The 16,174-nt window shown below is 38.6% G+C and carries 16 protein-coding genes and 1 pseudogene; 3 read left to right on the top strand and 14 right to left on the bottom strand.

The genetic code is table 11. The features are described from left to right. Positions 1 to 208: 208 nt before the first annotated feature. The 8 genes and pseudogenes from ACE1TI_RS13580 to comGC all read right to left on the bottom strand — a co-directional run bounded on the left by ACE1TI_RS13580 (position 209) and on the right by comGC (position 5,198). Positions 209 to 1,749: pseudogene (locus ACE1TI_RS13580) on the bottom strand (transposase). 171 nt (positions 1,750 to 1,920) lie between these two features. Continuing rightward, positions 1,921 to 2,160, bottom strand: a complete 240-nt coding sequence (locus ACE1TI_RS13575; RefSeq protein WP_091579207.1) for a DUF2626 domain-containing protein — start codon at positions 2,158 to 2,160, stop codon at positions 1,921 to 1,923. A gap of 143 nt (positions 2,161 to 2,303) precedes the next feature. After that, positions 2,304 to 3,008, bottom strand: coding sequence for a helix-turn-helix transcriptional regulator (locus tag ACE1TI_RS13570; RefSeq protein ID WP_375008120.1), 705 nt, complete (start codon positions 3,006 to 3,008; stop codon positions 2,304 to 2,306). A 103-nt stretch (positions 3,009 to 3,111) separates the two neighbouring features. Further along, a complete protein-coding gene (locus ACE1TI_RS13565) occupies positions 3,112 to 3,285 on the bottom strand; it encodes a YqzE family protein (protein ID WP_375008119.1) in 174 nt (57 codons plus the stop codon). Positions 3,286 to 3,341: 56 nt separating this feature from the next. Then, positions 3,342 to 3,695 (bottom strand): competence type IV pilus minor pilin ComGG, encoded by a 354-nt coding sequence (gene comGG, locus ACE1TI_RS13560; protein WP_375008118.1) that lies wholly within the window; start codon positions 3,693 to 3,695, stop codon positions 3,342 to 3,344. Continuing rightward, positions 3,692 to 4,141: a competence type IV pilus minor pilin ComGF gene (locus ACE1TI_RS13555; RefSeq protein ID WP_375008117.1), complete on the bottom strand. Its 450-nt coding sequence runs from the start codon at positions 4,139 to 4,141 to the stop codon at positions 3,692 to 3,694. The genes comGG and ACE1TI_RS13555 overlap by 4 nt, the downstream gene beginning before the upstream one ends. Positions 4,142 to 4,416: 275 nt before the next feature. Then, complete coding sequence (comGD, locus tag ACE1TI_RS13550) at positions 4,417 to 4,866, bottom strand: competence type IV pilus minor pilin ComGD (RefSeq protein ID WP_375008116.1); 450 nt, start codon at positions 4,864 to 4,866, stop codon at positions 4,417 to 4,419. Further along, positions 4,863 to 5,198 carry a competence type IV pilus major pilin ComGC gene (gene comGC / locus ACE1TI_RS13545; protein ID WP_375008115.1) on the bottom strand — a complete coding sequence of 112 codons (336 nt, stop codon included), beginning with the start codon at positions 5,196 to 5,198 and terminating at the stop codon, positions 4,863 to 4,865. Before comGC ends, comGD begins: the two co-directional genes overlap by 4 nt. 214 nt (positions 5,199 to 5,412) lie before the next feature. On the opposite strand from comGC, the gene ACE1TI_RS13540 reads away from it, so the two are divergent. Beyond that, positions 5,413 to 6,006 (top strand): hypothetical protein, encoded by a 594-nt coding sequence (locus tag ACE1TI_RS13540; protein ID WP_375008114.1) that lies wholly within the window; start codon positions 5,413 to 5,415, stop codon positions 6,004 to 6,006. A gap of 15 nt (positions 6,007 to 6,021) precedes the next feature. Beyond that, entirely contained in the window at positions 6,022 to 6,240 is a 219-nt protein-coding gene (locus ACE1TI_RS13535) for a hypothetical protein (RefSeq protein ID WP_139185878.1), read from the top strand. 198 nt (positions 6,241 to 6,438) lie between these two features. Here the strand turns inward: ACE1TI_RS13535 and ACE1TI_RS13530 are convergent, their stop codons facing one another. Both ACE1TI_RS13530 and ACE1TI_RS13525 read right to left on the bottom strand, forming a co-directional pair. Then, complete coding sequence (locus ACE1TI_RS13530) at positions 6,439 to 7,233, bottom strand: PhzF family phenazine biosynthesis protein (RefSeq protein WP_375008113.1); 795 nt, start codon at positions 7,231 to 7,233, stop codon at positions 6,439 to 6,441. Positions 7,234 to 7,473: 240 nt separating this feature from the next. Further along, positions 7,474 to 8,238, bottom strand: coding sequence for an arylamine N-acetyltransferase family protein (locus ACE1TI_RS13525; protein ID WP_375008112.1), 765 nt, complete (start codon positions 8,236 to 8,238; stop codon positions 7,474 to 7,476). Positions 8,239 to 9,038: 800 nt separating this feature from the next. On the opposite strand from ACE1TI_RS13525, the gene ACE1TI_RS13520 reads away from it, so the two are divergent. Continuing rightward, positions 9,039 to 10,457, top strand: coding sequence for a hypothetical protein (locus tag ACE1TI_RS13520; protein ID WP_375008111.1), 1,419 nt, complete (start codon positions 9,039 to 9,041; stop codon positions 10,455 to 10,457). A gap of 91 nt (positions 10,458 to 10,548) precedes the next feature. On the opposite strand, the gene ACE1TI_RS13515 is transcribed toward ACE1TI_RS13520, so the two are convergent. The 4 genes from ACE1TI_RS13515 to ACE1TI_RS13500 are packed head-to-tail and all read right to left on the bottom strand — an operon-like array spanning position 10,549 to position 16,168. Next, positions 10,549 to 11,421: a peptidoglycan recognition protein family protein gene (locus ACE1TI_RS13515; RefSeq protein ID WP_375008110.1), complete on the bottom strand. Its 873-nt coding sequence runs from the start codon at positions 11,419 to 11,421 to the stop codon at positions 10,549 to 10,551. 2 nt (positions 11,422 to 11,423) lie between these two features. Next, entirely contained in the window at positions 11,424 to 11,858 is a 435-nt protein-coding gene (locus ACE1TI_RS13510) for a phage holin family protein (protein WP_375008109.1), read from the bottom strand. A gap of 56 nt (positions 11,859 to 11,914) precedes the next feature. Further along, positions 11,915 to 12,100: a hypothetical protein gene (locus ACE1TI_RS13505; RefSeq protein ID WP_375008108.1), complete on the bottom strand. Its 186-nt coding sequence runs from the start codon at positions 12,098 to 12,100 to the stop codon at positions 11,915 to 11,917. A gap of 12 nt (positions 12,101 to 12,112) precedes the next feature. Further along, on the bottom strand, positions 12,113 to 16,168 hold the full coding sequence (locus tag ACE1TI_RS13500) for a phage tail protein (RefSeq protein WP_375008107.1): 4,056 nt from the start codon (positions 16,166 to 16,168) through the stop codon (positions 12,113 to 12,115). Between the last annotated feature and the right edge of the window lie 6 nt (positions 16,169 to 16,174).

Below are 16,174 nucleotides of genomic sequence, written 5' to 3'. Positions count from 1 at the left end.
TATATTGCATGAGAAGGCCTCTTTTCTAAATGTTTTTGCCGGCTAAGCATACATTTATGATAGAGTGCCTTCTCTTTTTTTTCTACAAATTAGCTCCCATATCTCTCGAGAAACATTTTACACATACACTCATATTAACATTCTAACCTTCATAAGGTCATAGCTGGACTCCGTAAATAATTTCTTTTTTCAATAAAAAGCGGCTGTCTCAAAAGCCCCTTAAATGCAAAAAGCCGGTCGTGAAATAATCGTTTTTACGACCGGCTTTTTCGCGTATTTTTCTGTGGTACTGAAACAGGCGGTTCCATTGCGCCTGTTTCAGAAAGTTGTGGGCGATGGCAATCAACCCGAATTCGATATGAACCTTTTCTAAACCTCGAAGGTGAAATCGACGGAACGACCGATTGCCCTTGATATGACCAAACACACTTTCGACCTCTACCTTTCTTTCGGCATAGATCGGTGCTCCTTGATCAGACCAAAGGTGTTATCGTGCTTTTGCTTTGAGTTCTTCATACACCGGATTATAATAGACTCTCCGGTTTCCTTTTGCCTTTGTACAATTCGCTTTGATCGGACAATCGCTGCAATCCTCGCATTCATATATCTTGAAATCTCTTTGATATCCATATCGATCGGTTCTGCGGGAATAGTGATGAAAGACAACCTTACGATGATTCGGACATATAAACCAATCGTCCTTTTTATTGTACGTCCAGTTACTGGCATTCTGGGGATCCTTACGGTAGGTACGACTCTGTTCTTTGCGTAAGGTATTGTACGGAATTAAGGTTTCGATATCTTCTTCCGCTGCATACGCGTAGTTGCTTTCACTGATCCGTTCCTGCTTGAATATTATAACCGGCCTTGAGCTGACCGTTTTTCATGTGGTCTTCTTTCATTCGCATAAAAGTGGCGTCGATATCCGTTTTGGAATAGCTGTTTCGATCTCCAAAAGTGGCCAGCTGCTTTTCGTATTTTTCCAGGCGCGGCAAGTAATCGGTCGTCATCTTTTTGTGGAGGCGTCGAACCGTACGGAATTCGGCTTTCTTCTCTTTTTTTCATTCGGGATTGTCTTCTTTCTCCGCCTCTTCTTCTGCTTCCTTCATCTCGGTTTCCACCATCTGCACCGCTTCTTTTAGCTGATCGGAAGTGATTCGCTTTTTTCCCTCTTGCGTTTCTTCTTGTTCATCTTGAGCGATGGTGTGTTCGATATGGGCAAACAGGTCTTCTAGCTTGTCTTAGAGTTTTTCATCGACGCGCTACCGATTTTTCCCATACGAACGAATATTTATTGGCATTCGCTTCGATTTTCGTTCCATCTAAAAAGTAATTTTCCATCGTGATGTAGTTCTGATAGATTAGGATCTGTAGAAGATGGGTAAACAACGGTTGAATGATATCTTTCATTCGCTCCGATCGAAAACGGTTGATTGTTCGAAAAACGGGGGTTTGCCGAGCAGCGAGCCGCATCATGGGGAGGTGTTCCTGCAGAGATTTCGCAATATCCCGGCAGGAATAAAGCTTTTGGGTGTAAGCGTATAGAATCACTTTCGTCATCATTTTGGGATGGTACGCACTGCGACCGCCACCTGGATAGGGAGCGAAAAAGAGGTCATCCTCTACCAGATTCACCATGTCATTTACCACTCGCGCTACATGATCGTTCGGGATCATATCACTGAAATCCATTGGAAGAACATGCTGGTCCATGTTATAATCAACGAAAGTAGCTGAAAAGTTACGCAAAAAAATCGCCTCCGTTTTTGTTGGTTTGGTCACTTACATTATAACGGATAAGGCGATTTTTTTGTATGTATAGATAGAAGAAAGGGCTGTCCCTAAAAATCGGTTTTTACCGACTTATGGGACAGCCCCTTTTTAAAGCTTATGTATTTTTCAACATATTCAACTTTTTTATTAATGGAAGCCCGGTTCCATTAAGAAGGTAGTATAATAAGTAAATCCTACAAAGAAAACAGTCAAATAAGCTCCAAAAATGTAAATATACATACGTTCAGTAAGTCTCATATAACCGAGTGCTAAAAATCCAGCTGTTTGCGCAAAGAATAAGATTGCCATGCTAAACATATCTCCAACAAAAAATAAAATAGCAAAAACAGCTGTCCAAAATCCCATCATGCGAAACATGCGATCCATATGATTCTCCCCCCTCTTCTGTATACCTCTAAAACAGTAGTTAGGCTCTTTTATAGTATTACCACAAACATATAAAAAATAACTACACTTATTATATATGAGGGTATCAACACTTGTAAATGTTTAAATAATTTAATTCTTTTTTAAATGCTTATAGCCCTGTACGAACAAAAAGGAAAATTTCCAGTTGTCATTAAAGCTTCTTCATTTACATTCACATCCTGAAAAACTGTTTCAAACATTCCCTCTATCATAGCATGATGCATACTGCATAAATAACTTGCATGAGTATTTACTAAACCTTTATAGGGACAATTATAAATACGGAAATAAACATGTTTATTATTGTCAGATAATGATATGTCAGGGTTTAGTCCCTGCTGAACCGCTACTCCTCTTATCACTTCTACTTTTTCTTCTAAAGATAACGAATGTTCTGGTTTTTTTACATATTGGAGATAATTCTGTACGGCTTCCTGGCCAAATTCTTTTCCAATCAATTTTAGCTCGTTTTTTCCTTCTTTACCAAATTTCGCAAGCGATTGCATAGCCATTTCAGCTAATCGCTGATAATCACGAAATGGAAATTGAATTTGTACTACTTTGTCAGATACTGCATAATAGCGGCTCGGACGTCCTCCTTTGCCACTTTTCTTCGTTTCTGAAGTTAAAAGAGATACATCTTCTAATTTAGTCAAGTGAAGTCTAGCTACATTGGCATGAATATCAAATGTATCAGCAATTTCTTGTACTGTCACATCTGTGTGCCGATTAGAAATGTATTGATAAATAGAAAATCGCGTAGGATCTGCGAGAACGCTCGTCAACTTTAAGGTTTCTTGTTCCATAATTACACTCCCTATGGTGTTCTACGTCCATTATATTACAGGAAAGCATAATCATAAATATATATTTACCAAAAAAATGAAACCTTTTTCCTAGTACCTGCTCTTATTCTTTTTTTTTAAAAACCATACTGACTGAATAAGGGAGAATTCCAAACCACCTTGTCCAAAAGTTATTAATGTGTCTTGACCTGGAAACATTAGGTGTTTTCTTTAAACGATTATCTATTGCTTCCACCAGTTCTTGCGTAATATATTTTACAAATGGATTTGGTTTCATCTTTCACTACCTTTACTCATTAATATTATTTTTATTTTTGCCTTGAAAAATCATCTTTATTCCTCATCTCCTTCGTTCTCTTCTATGTAAAAATAATGACTTCTTTGATTTCCTAATTCATCTTCCGCCTTAAGATCAACTCTTAGAGCTCCTTCACGTTCTTTTATCTTTTGATATTGAACTTTCCCATTAGAAAAATAGTAAATACCTTCCCCTTCTTTCAGTTTATCTGCATCTTCTGTCCATTTCTGTTCCGCATTTCTTAGCAGCCATTCAAGGTTTAGTACCTGCTGTTCGTGACGTATATTTTGTTTTTCATTGACAAAAACATTCAATTGGAAAAAAAGCAGAGCCGAAAATATAAAGCAAATAATTAATATGACAGGCATTACAGCACCTTTTTGATTCACTCCACGTCCCTCCTGTCAACAGAGGGTCTAAATCCTAATGCTGCTTCCCATTCAACGCCACTATCATCTGTAATGGTTAAGTCCGCTCCGTAATCCTGATAGATTGCTTCCATTTTTTTAACGTTTTGCAGCACTATCTCATATCCCGTACCATTTTTACTTCGAATAATGTTTGACTGTGACTGCTTGTATAGATATCTATTTTCATTGTCATAAAGCACCAGCTCTTTTTCATTTACTTCCATATGAGATGTATTATTCACATCGTCTTTTATTTGTTGAAAAAACATATGAATATCTTGAGCTGGCGTTAGAAACTGAGATTTAAACAGCGGCATATAAAAAATCATAACGCTGAAGCATATCATGGTTATTATTAATGCAATTAATACTTCAATTAGTGTCATCCCCTGCATTTTTGTGCAATACGAAAATACATTTTTCATATGCCCTCTCGTTCTCTCCTTTCCAGTTAATGCAAAGTTCCCTTCCCCCTTCTTTATGTTCAGAATGAAATTGGTACTCCTTTCTATACCAAGAATTTTCAAAATTATTTTCTTGTAAAGAAAGAGCTTTCTTTTCCAGTAAATAAAGAGCCTTTCTTTCTTGTAAAATGGTCTCTTGCTCACTTAATATTAAGGAATAGACAGGAAGCAGAAAGAGAACAGAAAATATGAGAAGACTTAAGGCTCCTACGGCCTCTAATAACGTTAAGCCTTTTTCATCGTTCTTCAAGATAAAACCGTCCTTTACCCAGCAAGAACACAAGTCTATATTTTCCTTTTGGGGTGTTTATTAATATAGTTCCCGGTTTTCTAATATTCCCGTTAACATTGTAAGCCACCTCATGCAACGCCAGCGTACCAGTTTCCATTTTTATCCCATCAGGAATCTTTCTTTTTTTCAATGGAGCTGCTGTCATCTCTGATTGTCTCACGTAATAATAATTTTTTTGGGTATTAAAATACACGAACTTTTCATTAGCGTAAGCAAATTGCTGAGCGTATTTGATGTCTTCAGCAAGGAGATCTAAAAAATGATTTGTAGAGATTTTTTCATTGAGAGACTGGAATGATAGCAGAGGAATGCCGATTGCTGCTGTAATGATAAGCAGAACAATCAGCATCTCTACTAATGTGTGCCCTTTACTATTTAATAAGTTATTAATCATTCCTCTGCTTTCTGTACACTTCCATCTATCATAATTAATTCTGAGTCATCAGGACATACAATTCGATCTACATAATTTTCTTCTTTCAGGGCTTCCAACGATTCAGGTGGTTCATTAAACTCCACTTCATAAGCTCCTATTTGAGCCTCTAATAATTGAATCGTTGCGTCACAGCCTTTAGACTGAGCAACATTATTATTAGTGACCATATTAGGAACAGCAATTAACAACAGTACTGTGATAATTAATAATACAATCATCATTTCAATAAAAGGGGGCGAACACATATAAGTGTAAAAAAATGCGACAGAAATGATGAATTTCTGCCTCATCTCTACCCAAAAAAGTTTCCCTTTAATTCCCCCATAACAAAGCTCCTGATTTTGAAATCCTTTTTATGGAAATCCCTATATCCTAACTTATTTCTTAATTAAATAAAAGGGTTAAATACTGCATTCACCTAATGTAAAATTTTAACTGTCAAATTGTTTTCTCTACACATTAACTTGAAGAAAACCAATATGTATGAAAAGGGGTTGGGGATTTATGAAAAATGTGGTAGGTTGGATTTGTACTTTGATCGCTGTTATTATGATGGTTGTTCCACAGAACTTGAACGCTGAAACAACAGAACCAGAGGCACCAGATTTAAATGAAGATGAATTAAAAAAGATTGAAGAAGAAGCTGAGGAAATTAGACCATACATAAATGCCGAAGGAGATTACATAGAATTTGATGAAGAAGAAGCCTTAAAAGATGGAGTAGATGAATCTCTTGTAGAAAGAACAAGTCAAGATATTAAAAACACGAATGATGAATTGCAAAATAATATAGACAATAACAACGTATCTGCCCTTTCTAGTTGTGGTGGAGTAAATGGAATCAACGACAATTGGTATGATGTCGTCATATATTTAGATTCTTGTAAGTCAGATCAATTAGCCGGGGCATTGTCAGCTGGATCAGGTGCTGCAACGATAGCAGCAATTATCCCTGGGGCACATTCCCTCCCGTCTGGAGTTCTTGCAGGCATCGCTGCCATTGGAGCCGGGGCTGTCACTTCGGCAAACGCTGGAGATACTGGTATTCGAATGAGATTCACTAACTCAGGAGGGCTGTACTGGATACATTCTCAATAAGAGAGGTGAATGAACATGAACAAATGGCTCTACCTTAAATATTTTCTTATCGTTTGGTTAGTGGCACATGGTATAGGAGCGATTACCTTTGGTATATTGCAATTCACCGATCCAAATGCACACAAAACACCTATCATCGCAATCTCTTCTATATGCATTGGTTTAGTTGCCTTCTTTGCTACAGACAGAAAAATTAATAACCTGAAAAAGAACAATGATCCTGTAAAAAACTAATTAAAGATATTTTTAACAATGAGCTGTTGAGCGAATTACTCAGCAGCTTTTTAATTGTCTTCAGGTCAGTTTTCAAATGCAAAATATAACGATTTTATTGGTTTACTTGCTTTATGCTTATTCCATTAAAGCGCTCCGTTAGTGGAAGATCGTTTTTTAGTCTGATTTACAATAGTTTGATTACAGAAAAGCCCCCGATTATGTAATAACTCTTTTATGAAAATTTCCTTTAATTAAAGTTACACAATCACCAATTAATTCTACATTGTCTCCTTTAATGTTCATTTCAATTTCTCCACCACGGGAGGAGTCCTGAAATGCTAAGAACCTTTCTTTTTGTAAAATATCTTTCCAGTAGGAAGCTAACGCACAATGTGCAGATCCAGTGACATAGTCTTCACTTATGCCAATCTTAGGAGCAAAATACCTTGAGACAAAATCAAATGGCTCGGAGCTTCGACTTGTTATTACCAAACCTGTGCCATCTAATTCTTTAATTCTTTCCAAGTCAGGAATAGCGGTATTAACCTCGGTCTCTGATCCCAATTCAATAATGTAACGATCTTCTGCCCAGGCTAGTTGTTTAATGGAATAATTTGTTAGATATTTAAAATGATCATCAGGCTCTATTGGTTCTGCACTTTTCATCTTAAAAGTTAATTTAATTTTGTTTTCTGTTTGCTCTGCGTAAAGTGTACCTGCTTCCGTATTGAATTGGATAATAGTACTATTTACACATTCTTCAAATAATATGGTTGCTGCTCCTAAGGTTCCGTGTCCGCATAAAGCAATTTCACTTACGGGTGTAAACCATCTTAGGTTGTAACCTTCTTGATCTTTTTTTACGAAGGTTGTTATTGGTTGATTAATCTCTTGAGCGTAGGATTTCAGCCATTCATCTGACTTTTCTTCATTCAATAAAACAATTGCTGCAGGGTTTCCCCTAAACGGATCTTTAGTAAATGCGTTAATTAAATAAAAGCTGTCTTCCACTTCAAACACCTTCCTTTCCTACCGTAAGCAGCATTTAATATATAAACAAAAGCTCCATTTTTCTTTAAGACACGAATTCGAGATATCTAGAAGAGTAAATTTGTTTTAGTACCCTTTAGTTGAATTTAATCTCCATGTATCTACTATATTTAGTCATCCCCAAGTACATCTTCGCCACAACCGTATCACTTCTAAATCAGTTTTCATCACGTAGTATCGGCTTACGGCTCATATAGACCATCAAATATCCCCCACATCAATTCCAAATTGGCTAATACTTAGTTGTTTGAGCTTAATTGAATCGATGCTTTGTTTATTTTTCGAGCCATCTTTCACAATCGTAAATGTTTTATCTGTAAGAGTCGTATGGCCGTCATCCGTTAATTTTGTTAATAAAGCAGACTGGTTAAAGGGTGAATGTGGGTGTTTCATTATTACTTCCTTCATATGGTTTAAATGCGACTCATTAATTTGCTTTAAAAAAAAGGAGTAGCTTGCTTCTAATTTTTCACAACGATACTTTTCAAGAACATATTCACCCGCTTCAGTCTTATCATGTTTGACGCGGTATTCTCCCGTCAAAGAGGTCACAAATTCTCCTGAGAAAGGGATAGGTTGTAATGCGTGATTAGCACCAAAACCAACATCTATCAAATACTGTTGATCATTTTTCTTTAGCACAATGGTTACATGCGTTTCAATGATTTCCGGGTGGTTTCCTGATACAGTTGCAGGAACCATCTGAACATCAAAACCACGTTCTTGTAAGAAGTAATAAAACATCGGATTCAGCTCATAACACAGCCCACCACGAGACTGATCGATGATTTTTCTTTTTACATTATCAGCATTAATCTCAATGTCTTTCCTTTGTATAATATCTATATTTTCAAAAGGTACATTCTTTGCGAATTGGAACATTAACTTCGGTAAATCATCAAATTGGACATCTTGACTACCTTGATATTGAATTCGTTTGAAGAAATCCTCAATAAAGTGACCCATCATTTTTCACCCTTTCTGAATGGATAAATTGCTTTCTAGTGCCTGCTTCTATTTTCGCAGTTTCTTCATCGTTTCGCTATTCATACGTTCACTTAAGAACTATAAACTGAAAATTTTATTGATTTTCTTAATCAGTAAAGGAGATAGTTATTTTATATAATGCCAAATCCTATTCATGCAAGAAGCGCAGAGCCTTATTTCGGAAAATGGCCCATTAATGTAATAAAATAACCAGCTATGTATTGAAATCAACTTCTCACAGCAGCAGTTTGTAGCGGTAAGATTTTTATTATATTCAACTAGGGCTTGGCGGAAGGCTATCAGATTAACTATTCTGCTCCTCATTCATTTCAACCATAACAATAAATTCATTACCATTAACCGGTTGTACCTGCCTTATTAACGCACAATTATTTCCATTATCTCTATACACATCCAAGATTTTAAACAATTCATTTTGTAATCTTCAGTATTATTGGCCTTTATCGAATGGAAAGTTTGATTGACGATTATTTCTTCTTTCATCTGTTAACACCTCCATACTTTTAATTCCCCCCTAAACCCTTATAAAACCAAATACGTGCTTAACTAGCGGCCTCCAATAGGAAGCACCAGGTTCTTACAATAAGTAAACGATAAAAAAGTTCCCCCGTTTTTCTCCTTTTCTAAACTCTAAGATTTTAGGCCAACAAAATACTTAATAGGCAATTCTATTATTTTTTATAATCACTAAAAGTTTTAGTGACTTATTAGAAAACAAAAAATAAATTAGTATTAAAGTGTAAAAGAGGAGATTGATCATGAATAAAAAAGATAATAATAAATTTCGAAAAAAAATCAACCCTCCTGCCCTAAGAAAACCTAAACTAGCCCCTCAATACCAACCTAAACAAACGATGAAAAGCAATGATGTTAAGAGATTTTCACCACCTGATCAATGTAGTTTTTTTCCTCAAAAATGTGAATGTCCACCAGGGCCAGAAGGACCCCAGGGGCCAGAAGGAATCCAGGGACCAGAAGGACCCCAGGGACCAGAAGGAATCCAGGGACCAGAAGGACCCCAGGGACCAGAAGGACCTCCAGGAGAACCAGGAACTGGCTCAACTTTCTTTACCACACAAGCTAACGATACAGTCAATATGCTTACCACATCTTCAATCGTGATGGACCTTCCCACTTTAACAACCTCGGAAGGTCAACAAATAAAATTGGATTCAACATTTAGAATGTTTTTCTCCACAGGAAATGTTATGAATTATTCGTTAAATGTAAGTTACCAACTAGTAAGGTTAGGTACCAGTCCTACTACTTTAACAACTGCACCAACGATTCAGACCAGAACATTTTCCTCCAATACAACAACATCAGAAAGTTTCATGCCCAACATCACATGGGTTGACACACCACCACCAGGCACACACACCTATAGAATCATCATTACAAGAGTTACTGCAACGAATATCACTACCTTACAAGTAACAAATCGAGCTTTAAATGCAGTAGCACAGATTACCGTTGATCCTTTTAACATTTATGTAAGGGCAGGGGAAGTTGATGGAGATGGAAGTCAGGAACACCCATTTGGAACCATTCAGGAAGGAGTCACTGCAGTAGCTCCAACTGGGACAGTTCATATATTAGAAGGGACCTATCCAATTGTGTCCACGATTACTGTAAACAAACAAGGAATCACTCTACTGGGTTATCCAGGCAATATGATCGAGTTACAGGCGAGTGTTATTCCTTTCTCAGTGACAGGAACCGGAATAACTCTTGAAGGGTTAACTATGACAAGTGATATACCATACCCTAGGGAATTTATTCGAATTGGTGGTAGTGACCATAGGATATTAAATAACACTATTTTTGGTCCGGAACAAGCACCACCATCAAGTGGATGGGTAGTAAATCGTGGAATTGTCACACTAGCAAACAATATGTCAAATCTATTAATAGAGGGGAATACCTTCTATTCGCTTCGGCAGCCTGCTTATTTAAATCCCAACACAACCGGGGATATCATTAATAATGTTGTATATAATACACGTGGCTGGGTGCTAGATAGAGCTATTTTTGTTTTCTCAGGAAATTCATGGGGTATTCCTGAAAATTTCGTAGACATTGCTTTATTAGTGGGAACTCAATTTGGTCCTCCCTACGATCCACTATCCGAGTTATCGGAAAATAATAGTGATGCTACAATAGACGATCAAAGGTAGTATTTTGGGAGCAACTGCGGGGAAGCATAAAATAATTCACTATACAAGGGAATTATTTTCAATTTTAAGAGGGGGCATAACGCCCCTCTTTTTATTTGTCTAGTAACCCTAGACGGTTTAATACAGTCGCTACTTGTTCACGAGTAATCGGTTTTCGTGGGTCTCTTCCGTTGAATATATCCTTCTCTGTTGCCTTTTGCCATGCTTCTTTGTGGCTCTCATTCGGTTTTTGTTCAGCCATATCATTTAATACCTCCTCTAGTTTACTTAATGTCTTAGGACCAGCAATTCCATCGACCGTTAAGTTATATCGTGCCTGGAACGCCTTTACTGCATCTTCCGTTTCTTTACCAAAATCCCCATCCGCACCGAAATCTGGAAGTTCCCCTCCTACTTCAAGCAAATCTTCCTGCAGCTGCTTTACTTTTGAGCCAGAGTCTCCTCTTCTCAGTAAGCCATTACTTGTAGAAGAAGAAACACCTTCCATGTATTTTTTAACTCGATTTCTAAAACTAGACATATCAAAATTTTCACCTGGACAGCTTGTTGTTCCTACATCCCTATGGCCAACTACAGTCTTGCTGTTTAAAGGTAAATTACATTCTTTCAACACCCATGCTGTAAATTCTGCCATGCTTTCTAATACTTTTTCGGTTGGCTTGATATTATCAAAGTTTCCTGGCGTAACAAGGCCAAATGAATTTTGGTTGTGCCCCCTACAATGAGCACCCTGCTTCCACATACGACCTTTGACTTTAGTTCCATCAGTGTCTACAGCACCATTATATCCGAGACCCTGACTGATACCGGCATTATTTCTTCTGGAGCTGCTGTGATCACGGTGAGCATTTTTAATACCATAATTACTTCCAGCACCAAAATGATGAATAACCACTTTCTCTACCTTAGATTTAGGCAAATCAGACAGATTGCCAAATGATAACCCATAGTCTTCTATTTTCAATTTTAAGCACTCCTGTCTTTATCGTTTTGCTCATCACTTTTACTTTTCAGTACTTTGATTGCAGATAATAGTTTATCTGGCAAAGGCATATTCATACGACCGGCGTTTTCAGTAATGCTAATTGCTTCATTAACCACATAAAACACAACCACTGCAGTAAAAATCACTGGCTCGTCGCGCGCTCCCGTTTCCAAAAGCACTACATCAATAAGGTTTCCAACAGCAATAATGACAAAAATAAAAGCCTTCTTGGCTATTCCAAAAAGGCCTGTTCTGCTATTTAGTTCTCCTTCTTTATAAGCTGCAGCTAGTCCTGTCAAGTAATCAATCACTACTAAAGCCAATAGGACATTCAACAGCAACGACCATTCCCCCCATAAAAAAGAAACAATTGCCGTGCCAGAGGCGGCCATTACTTTCATGCTTGTTTCCATCATTTTATCTCTCCTCTAAAACCTCATTAACTTCTTTATACGTCCCCGTGCGAGCTCTTTTACGTTTCATTAACCAGTCTCCCATCTTTTACATACATATTTTTTACATTCCTGGCGCTCGTCCAGCTGTCCAGTTTGAAAACATAATCATATTTCTTTTTGGGAACAGCCGGCCTTTCAGCATTACAGGCTAGGGAATTTATGATCTTTCCTTTTTCATTTACTTTGCAATATAGCAGAATCAAGTGATTTCCCCCCTATGATTCATTTTCCGGATCTTCCGCGCCTCCTTCTATATCATCCCAGCTCTCCTCGTCAAAGTCTGTCAGCCATCTTCTAACTACCCTGGCGTAAACGTCATATCCATCAACCGATTGAAGACGCACGTAAAATTCATCCCTGTTGCCTGTCGCATCCCCTAAATCAATGGTTATTTCTTCTTGTCTAGCAGAACCCACAGAATCAGTATTAGTGAATGAGACTTGTGCTAATATTTCGCTAGGATCGCCCTGTTCGCCTTTTTCTATTGAAAGCAGCCCTTCACCATCGCCTACATACACGTGAACCAGAACCTTTAAATACCTAGCCTTGTGTTCGAATGTGTAAAGATTGCAAGTGTAGGGGTATTGTGTGTTGTTTATTCTCCACCAGCCGTTTTCTATATCAATAACCGGGGATGTGACAGACGGGTCAGCAGCTTGTATATTAAGGTCCAATTTTGACTTGCCGCCTTGTATCCATTCATAACCGTCCTCACGCTCTACACGAATCATTCCTTTTATAACATCAATGCCCCCAGAACCGATAAAAACGCGCCTGCTGGGATCGTCTGGGTTTATATAGTGATGTCCCATTGAATCTTGGTAAACGTCCGAATTTGAGTAGATTTTCTTCCTATTCAGTGATATATTGCCGCCATCGTCCATAATATTATTTACTTGCTGCTGCGTTTGCGAAAAAGAAGACTGTATTTTCGGCGCTTCGTTTCTTAAGTCGCCCAGGGTTATAACATCCGATCTTTCCGAGAATGGAAAATCAATAATTTCTTCCACCCTGGGAGTTAATTTCAAGTCAAGGGGTTCATAAATCACCGTCACTGTGTCTGCTAGGGCGAATTCGTGAACATTAATGCCGTTTAGTTTCAACTCTTCATATTCGGCTTTAATACCGTATTCAGGCACATCTTGTATTTCACGCTTCAGCCGTTCTTTCAATGTGTCATCGGAAGTGTAACGCGCATCCCGAATGATCTTAGAGTGCCTTAATTTAATACGTCCGTTATCGTCCTTATATTTGTCTGCTTCTGGCGATATATAGAAAGCATAGACAAGGGGTTCTTCTGATTCTTCGTCCACTTCCCCATATCCTTCAACGTAGGTTGTTAATTTGGATGTATCAAAATGGTGTTCCATTGTGTTCAAGTTGTGACCGTGTCTGATCTGGGCGTCTGCCACTTTTCCCAGCTGTTTTCCTACTATTACTTTTCGGCCTTCAATAATGTATTCTACTCCGTATCTTTCAATAATTTTATCAAACAATGCGCCGCAGTTATCATCACCAAAATTTTCAAAGGTTTGGCTGTCAATGTCTTCTTCATCTACCACTTTAAAATCATAATCTGTTGGCCCTAGTGCATGATCTAATGCAGCGCTTAAAGGAATGGTACCGTTTAAAATGTTTTCTTGATAATCTGAAATGATATCAAAGAAAGAGTGCCGCGCCTGTACTTCTTTTATAGGGTTATCGTTGACGGTATATTCCAGCACCCTTTTTATCCTGTATTTCTCATTATCCAGCAAAACAAAATTTTCTTCTTTCAGCATTTTATAGCTGTGCTTGTTTCCTGGCCTTTTTGGAGCAACAAATTTTAATGAAAACTCATCACTTTTCCTTCTTTTTCTTTCTACTGTGTCCCATTCTATTTCACTTAACGCCTCCACGTTTCCATCCTGGTCTACTACAACCATAGTGTCATATTCCATTTCTGGGGGCAGCTTTTCTTCTTCTAGCTTGGAATAGTGAATAATGTTTGGCTCGCTTTCCGTCCCGGTTGTTTCTCCAATGGCTGTAAGAACCAGCGTTCTGCCTTCTTCTAGTGGTTCAGTTAATTCAATCTCAACTGAACCTTCATTATGGGGCACATAGCCGCTTTCATCTATTGAAAGTAGGTTGTCTGCTTCTTCATTGTAAATTTCAGCCCGTATTTTGATATTTTCGCCATTCATGGCCAGGGGCACTGCTACTTCTACATCATAAACGGGTTCTGTTTGTACGTTGGTGTTAGTAGAATTAGAAATAATTCTGCGTATTTCAGTCAATGGCATGGGCAATTGGATTTTATCGTAAGATTCCCGTACACCAAACCGACTTGTTGATATCATGACGCCAGTCATATAGAAATCTCCATTATCCGTGTCCAGGGATTGCATATAGTTAACACCTATTCGTAAATGACTAAATGTGTCTGCATTACTGGATAATTCCCGAACAGCAACTTGTTCACCGTCAATCCACAGTTCATAGTCAGCCGTCCCACCCCTTACACAGAATTCAACGGTTTGCCATTTCCCGAACTTAACCCTGGTATTTTCATTTGGGAATGTGGAAGAACCACCAGCACCGCGAACTTGCCAGTGTACCTCGCCGTAATATTCATCTTCTTCATCAATATATTTCCGCATGTTCAGCCTGGCGCCGTCTTCATTGTTGTCTTCACTTTCTACAATGCGCCCTAAATAAATGGAATCGCCTTCCTGCACAATGTAATTTTCATCAACAAATATTTCAGCTCTAAACCATAATTCTGGCTGTGGGTCTACGTTTTTAGCAAAAAAGGTTGATGAATACATGCTACTGCGATTCTTAAACAACATGACAGAACCTTCATGCTGCCGGTATAAGGTCGGATGGTTTGGCCGGGTTCTAATAATGTTTGCCCCAGAACATTGTATCCAGTCCGTTGTATCTTCAATAGGGAATGTGTCTTGATTCTTTCTCACGCGACTGGAAGGCGTATTTATTCCAGTGAAAAGATCCTCTTCACCTATTCCTTCTACATATATGATTTCATCGTTTGAAATAGGGTCGCCAAACTTATCAACGCCGCTGCCGGTATATTGAATATAATGGGAAGCGCCCCTTGTTACGCTGTCCGGGTCAATGTCAAAGACAACTGTAAAACCGGCGTCTTCAACTCGTACGCCGCCGTCTTGTATTGTTAAATCAGAATCCCACGTTGTATGGTCCCCAGCATCACTAACGGGGCCACTTAAATATACCCTTAAAGTGGACGGGTCTGCATCACTGAAACGCGCTGTTAATGGCCTGGTTTTTACTTCACGCCCTCTATATAACCATGTGTCCATTCTAGGGTACACTTTACTGGCCGCCTTGTAATATGCATCTGCCGTAAATTGTGGCGCGTTTAATCGGAAGACTGTTTCTGTTTCCAGGTGAATAAAATGCCCCTGCTCTTTAAAAAATGAATTCGTCCAGGCAGCACCCCGGTTTGTTTCGGCCCCCAGGTCGCTGTATTCGTGGTCACCTTCTACTTCGCCACTATCATGGCCTCCAGCAAAATTATTAAAGTGATAAAGACCAGGCATTAACCGCGTTTTTCTTAATTCTTGTGCCATTGCCTTGGCCCTGGAAGAATCCGGGGATGCCGGGGACGCTTCGGAAACAATAACACCTGGGTAGTCATCCCGGCCATTGTCACCGCTTTTGGTGAATCCATGTACCTGGAAGAAGGTCATGTCATCCCTAGAATTCGATATTTGAAAAGCAAGCATGGGTATAAAATCAGTTCCGCTGGGATCTGAATATGTTATGCGATCAGAAAACCTTCCTTCTTGGTCGTTTGCTCTAGGCCAACTGTAACGATGTGAACCATGCATAAACAATGAATAAGCGCCCTTTTGGAAAAAACGGGCGCCTACATCATGTGTGTTTTCATCAAATATAGGATGTGTAACTTGTACGGTCCATTTATACTTGGGGTCCCTGGCCCAAACATAGCAGCCCCAGCCCCTGTGTATGCCTTCTCTCCACCGTTCACGCACCATATAATAAACAGCTTCATTATTACTTGAATCTTGCCAATGAATCAGCTCAAATGGAAAGTCATAGTCATTTATGATGTCTTCTGCTTGCTCAAAATCCTTTAAATTCATAGCAATGCCTAAATCAAGCAAACCTTCCATTTCGTCACGATCTGGTATGACAAAATCTTCCCCGTCCTGGGGGTAATTCTCTTCTATATGCTTATGATAATCATCAATTTCTTTCCAAAAGTCGCCCCGTATTTTTTTCAAGCACTA

This window comes from Alteribacillus sp. JSM 102045 (genome assembly GCF_041949975.1).
Lineage (GTDB): Bacteria > Bacillota > Bacilli > Bacillales > Marinococcaceae > Alteribacillus.
The sequence above is the reverse complement of the archived record's forward strand: the minus strand, read 5'-3'. Positions and strand labels throughout refer to the sequence as shown.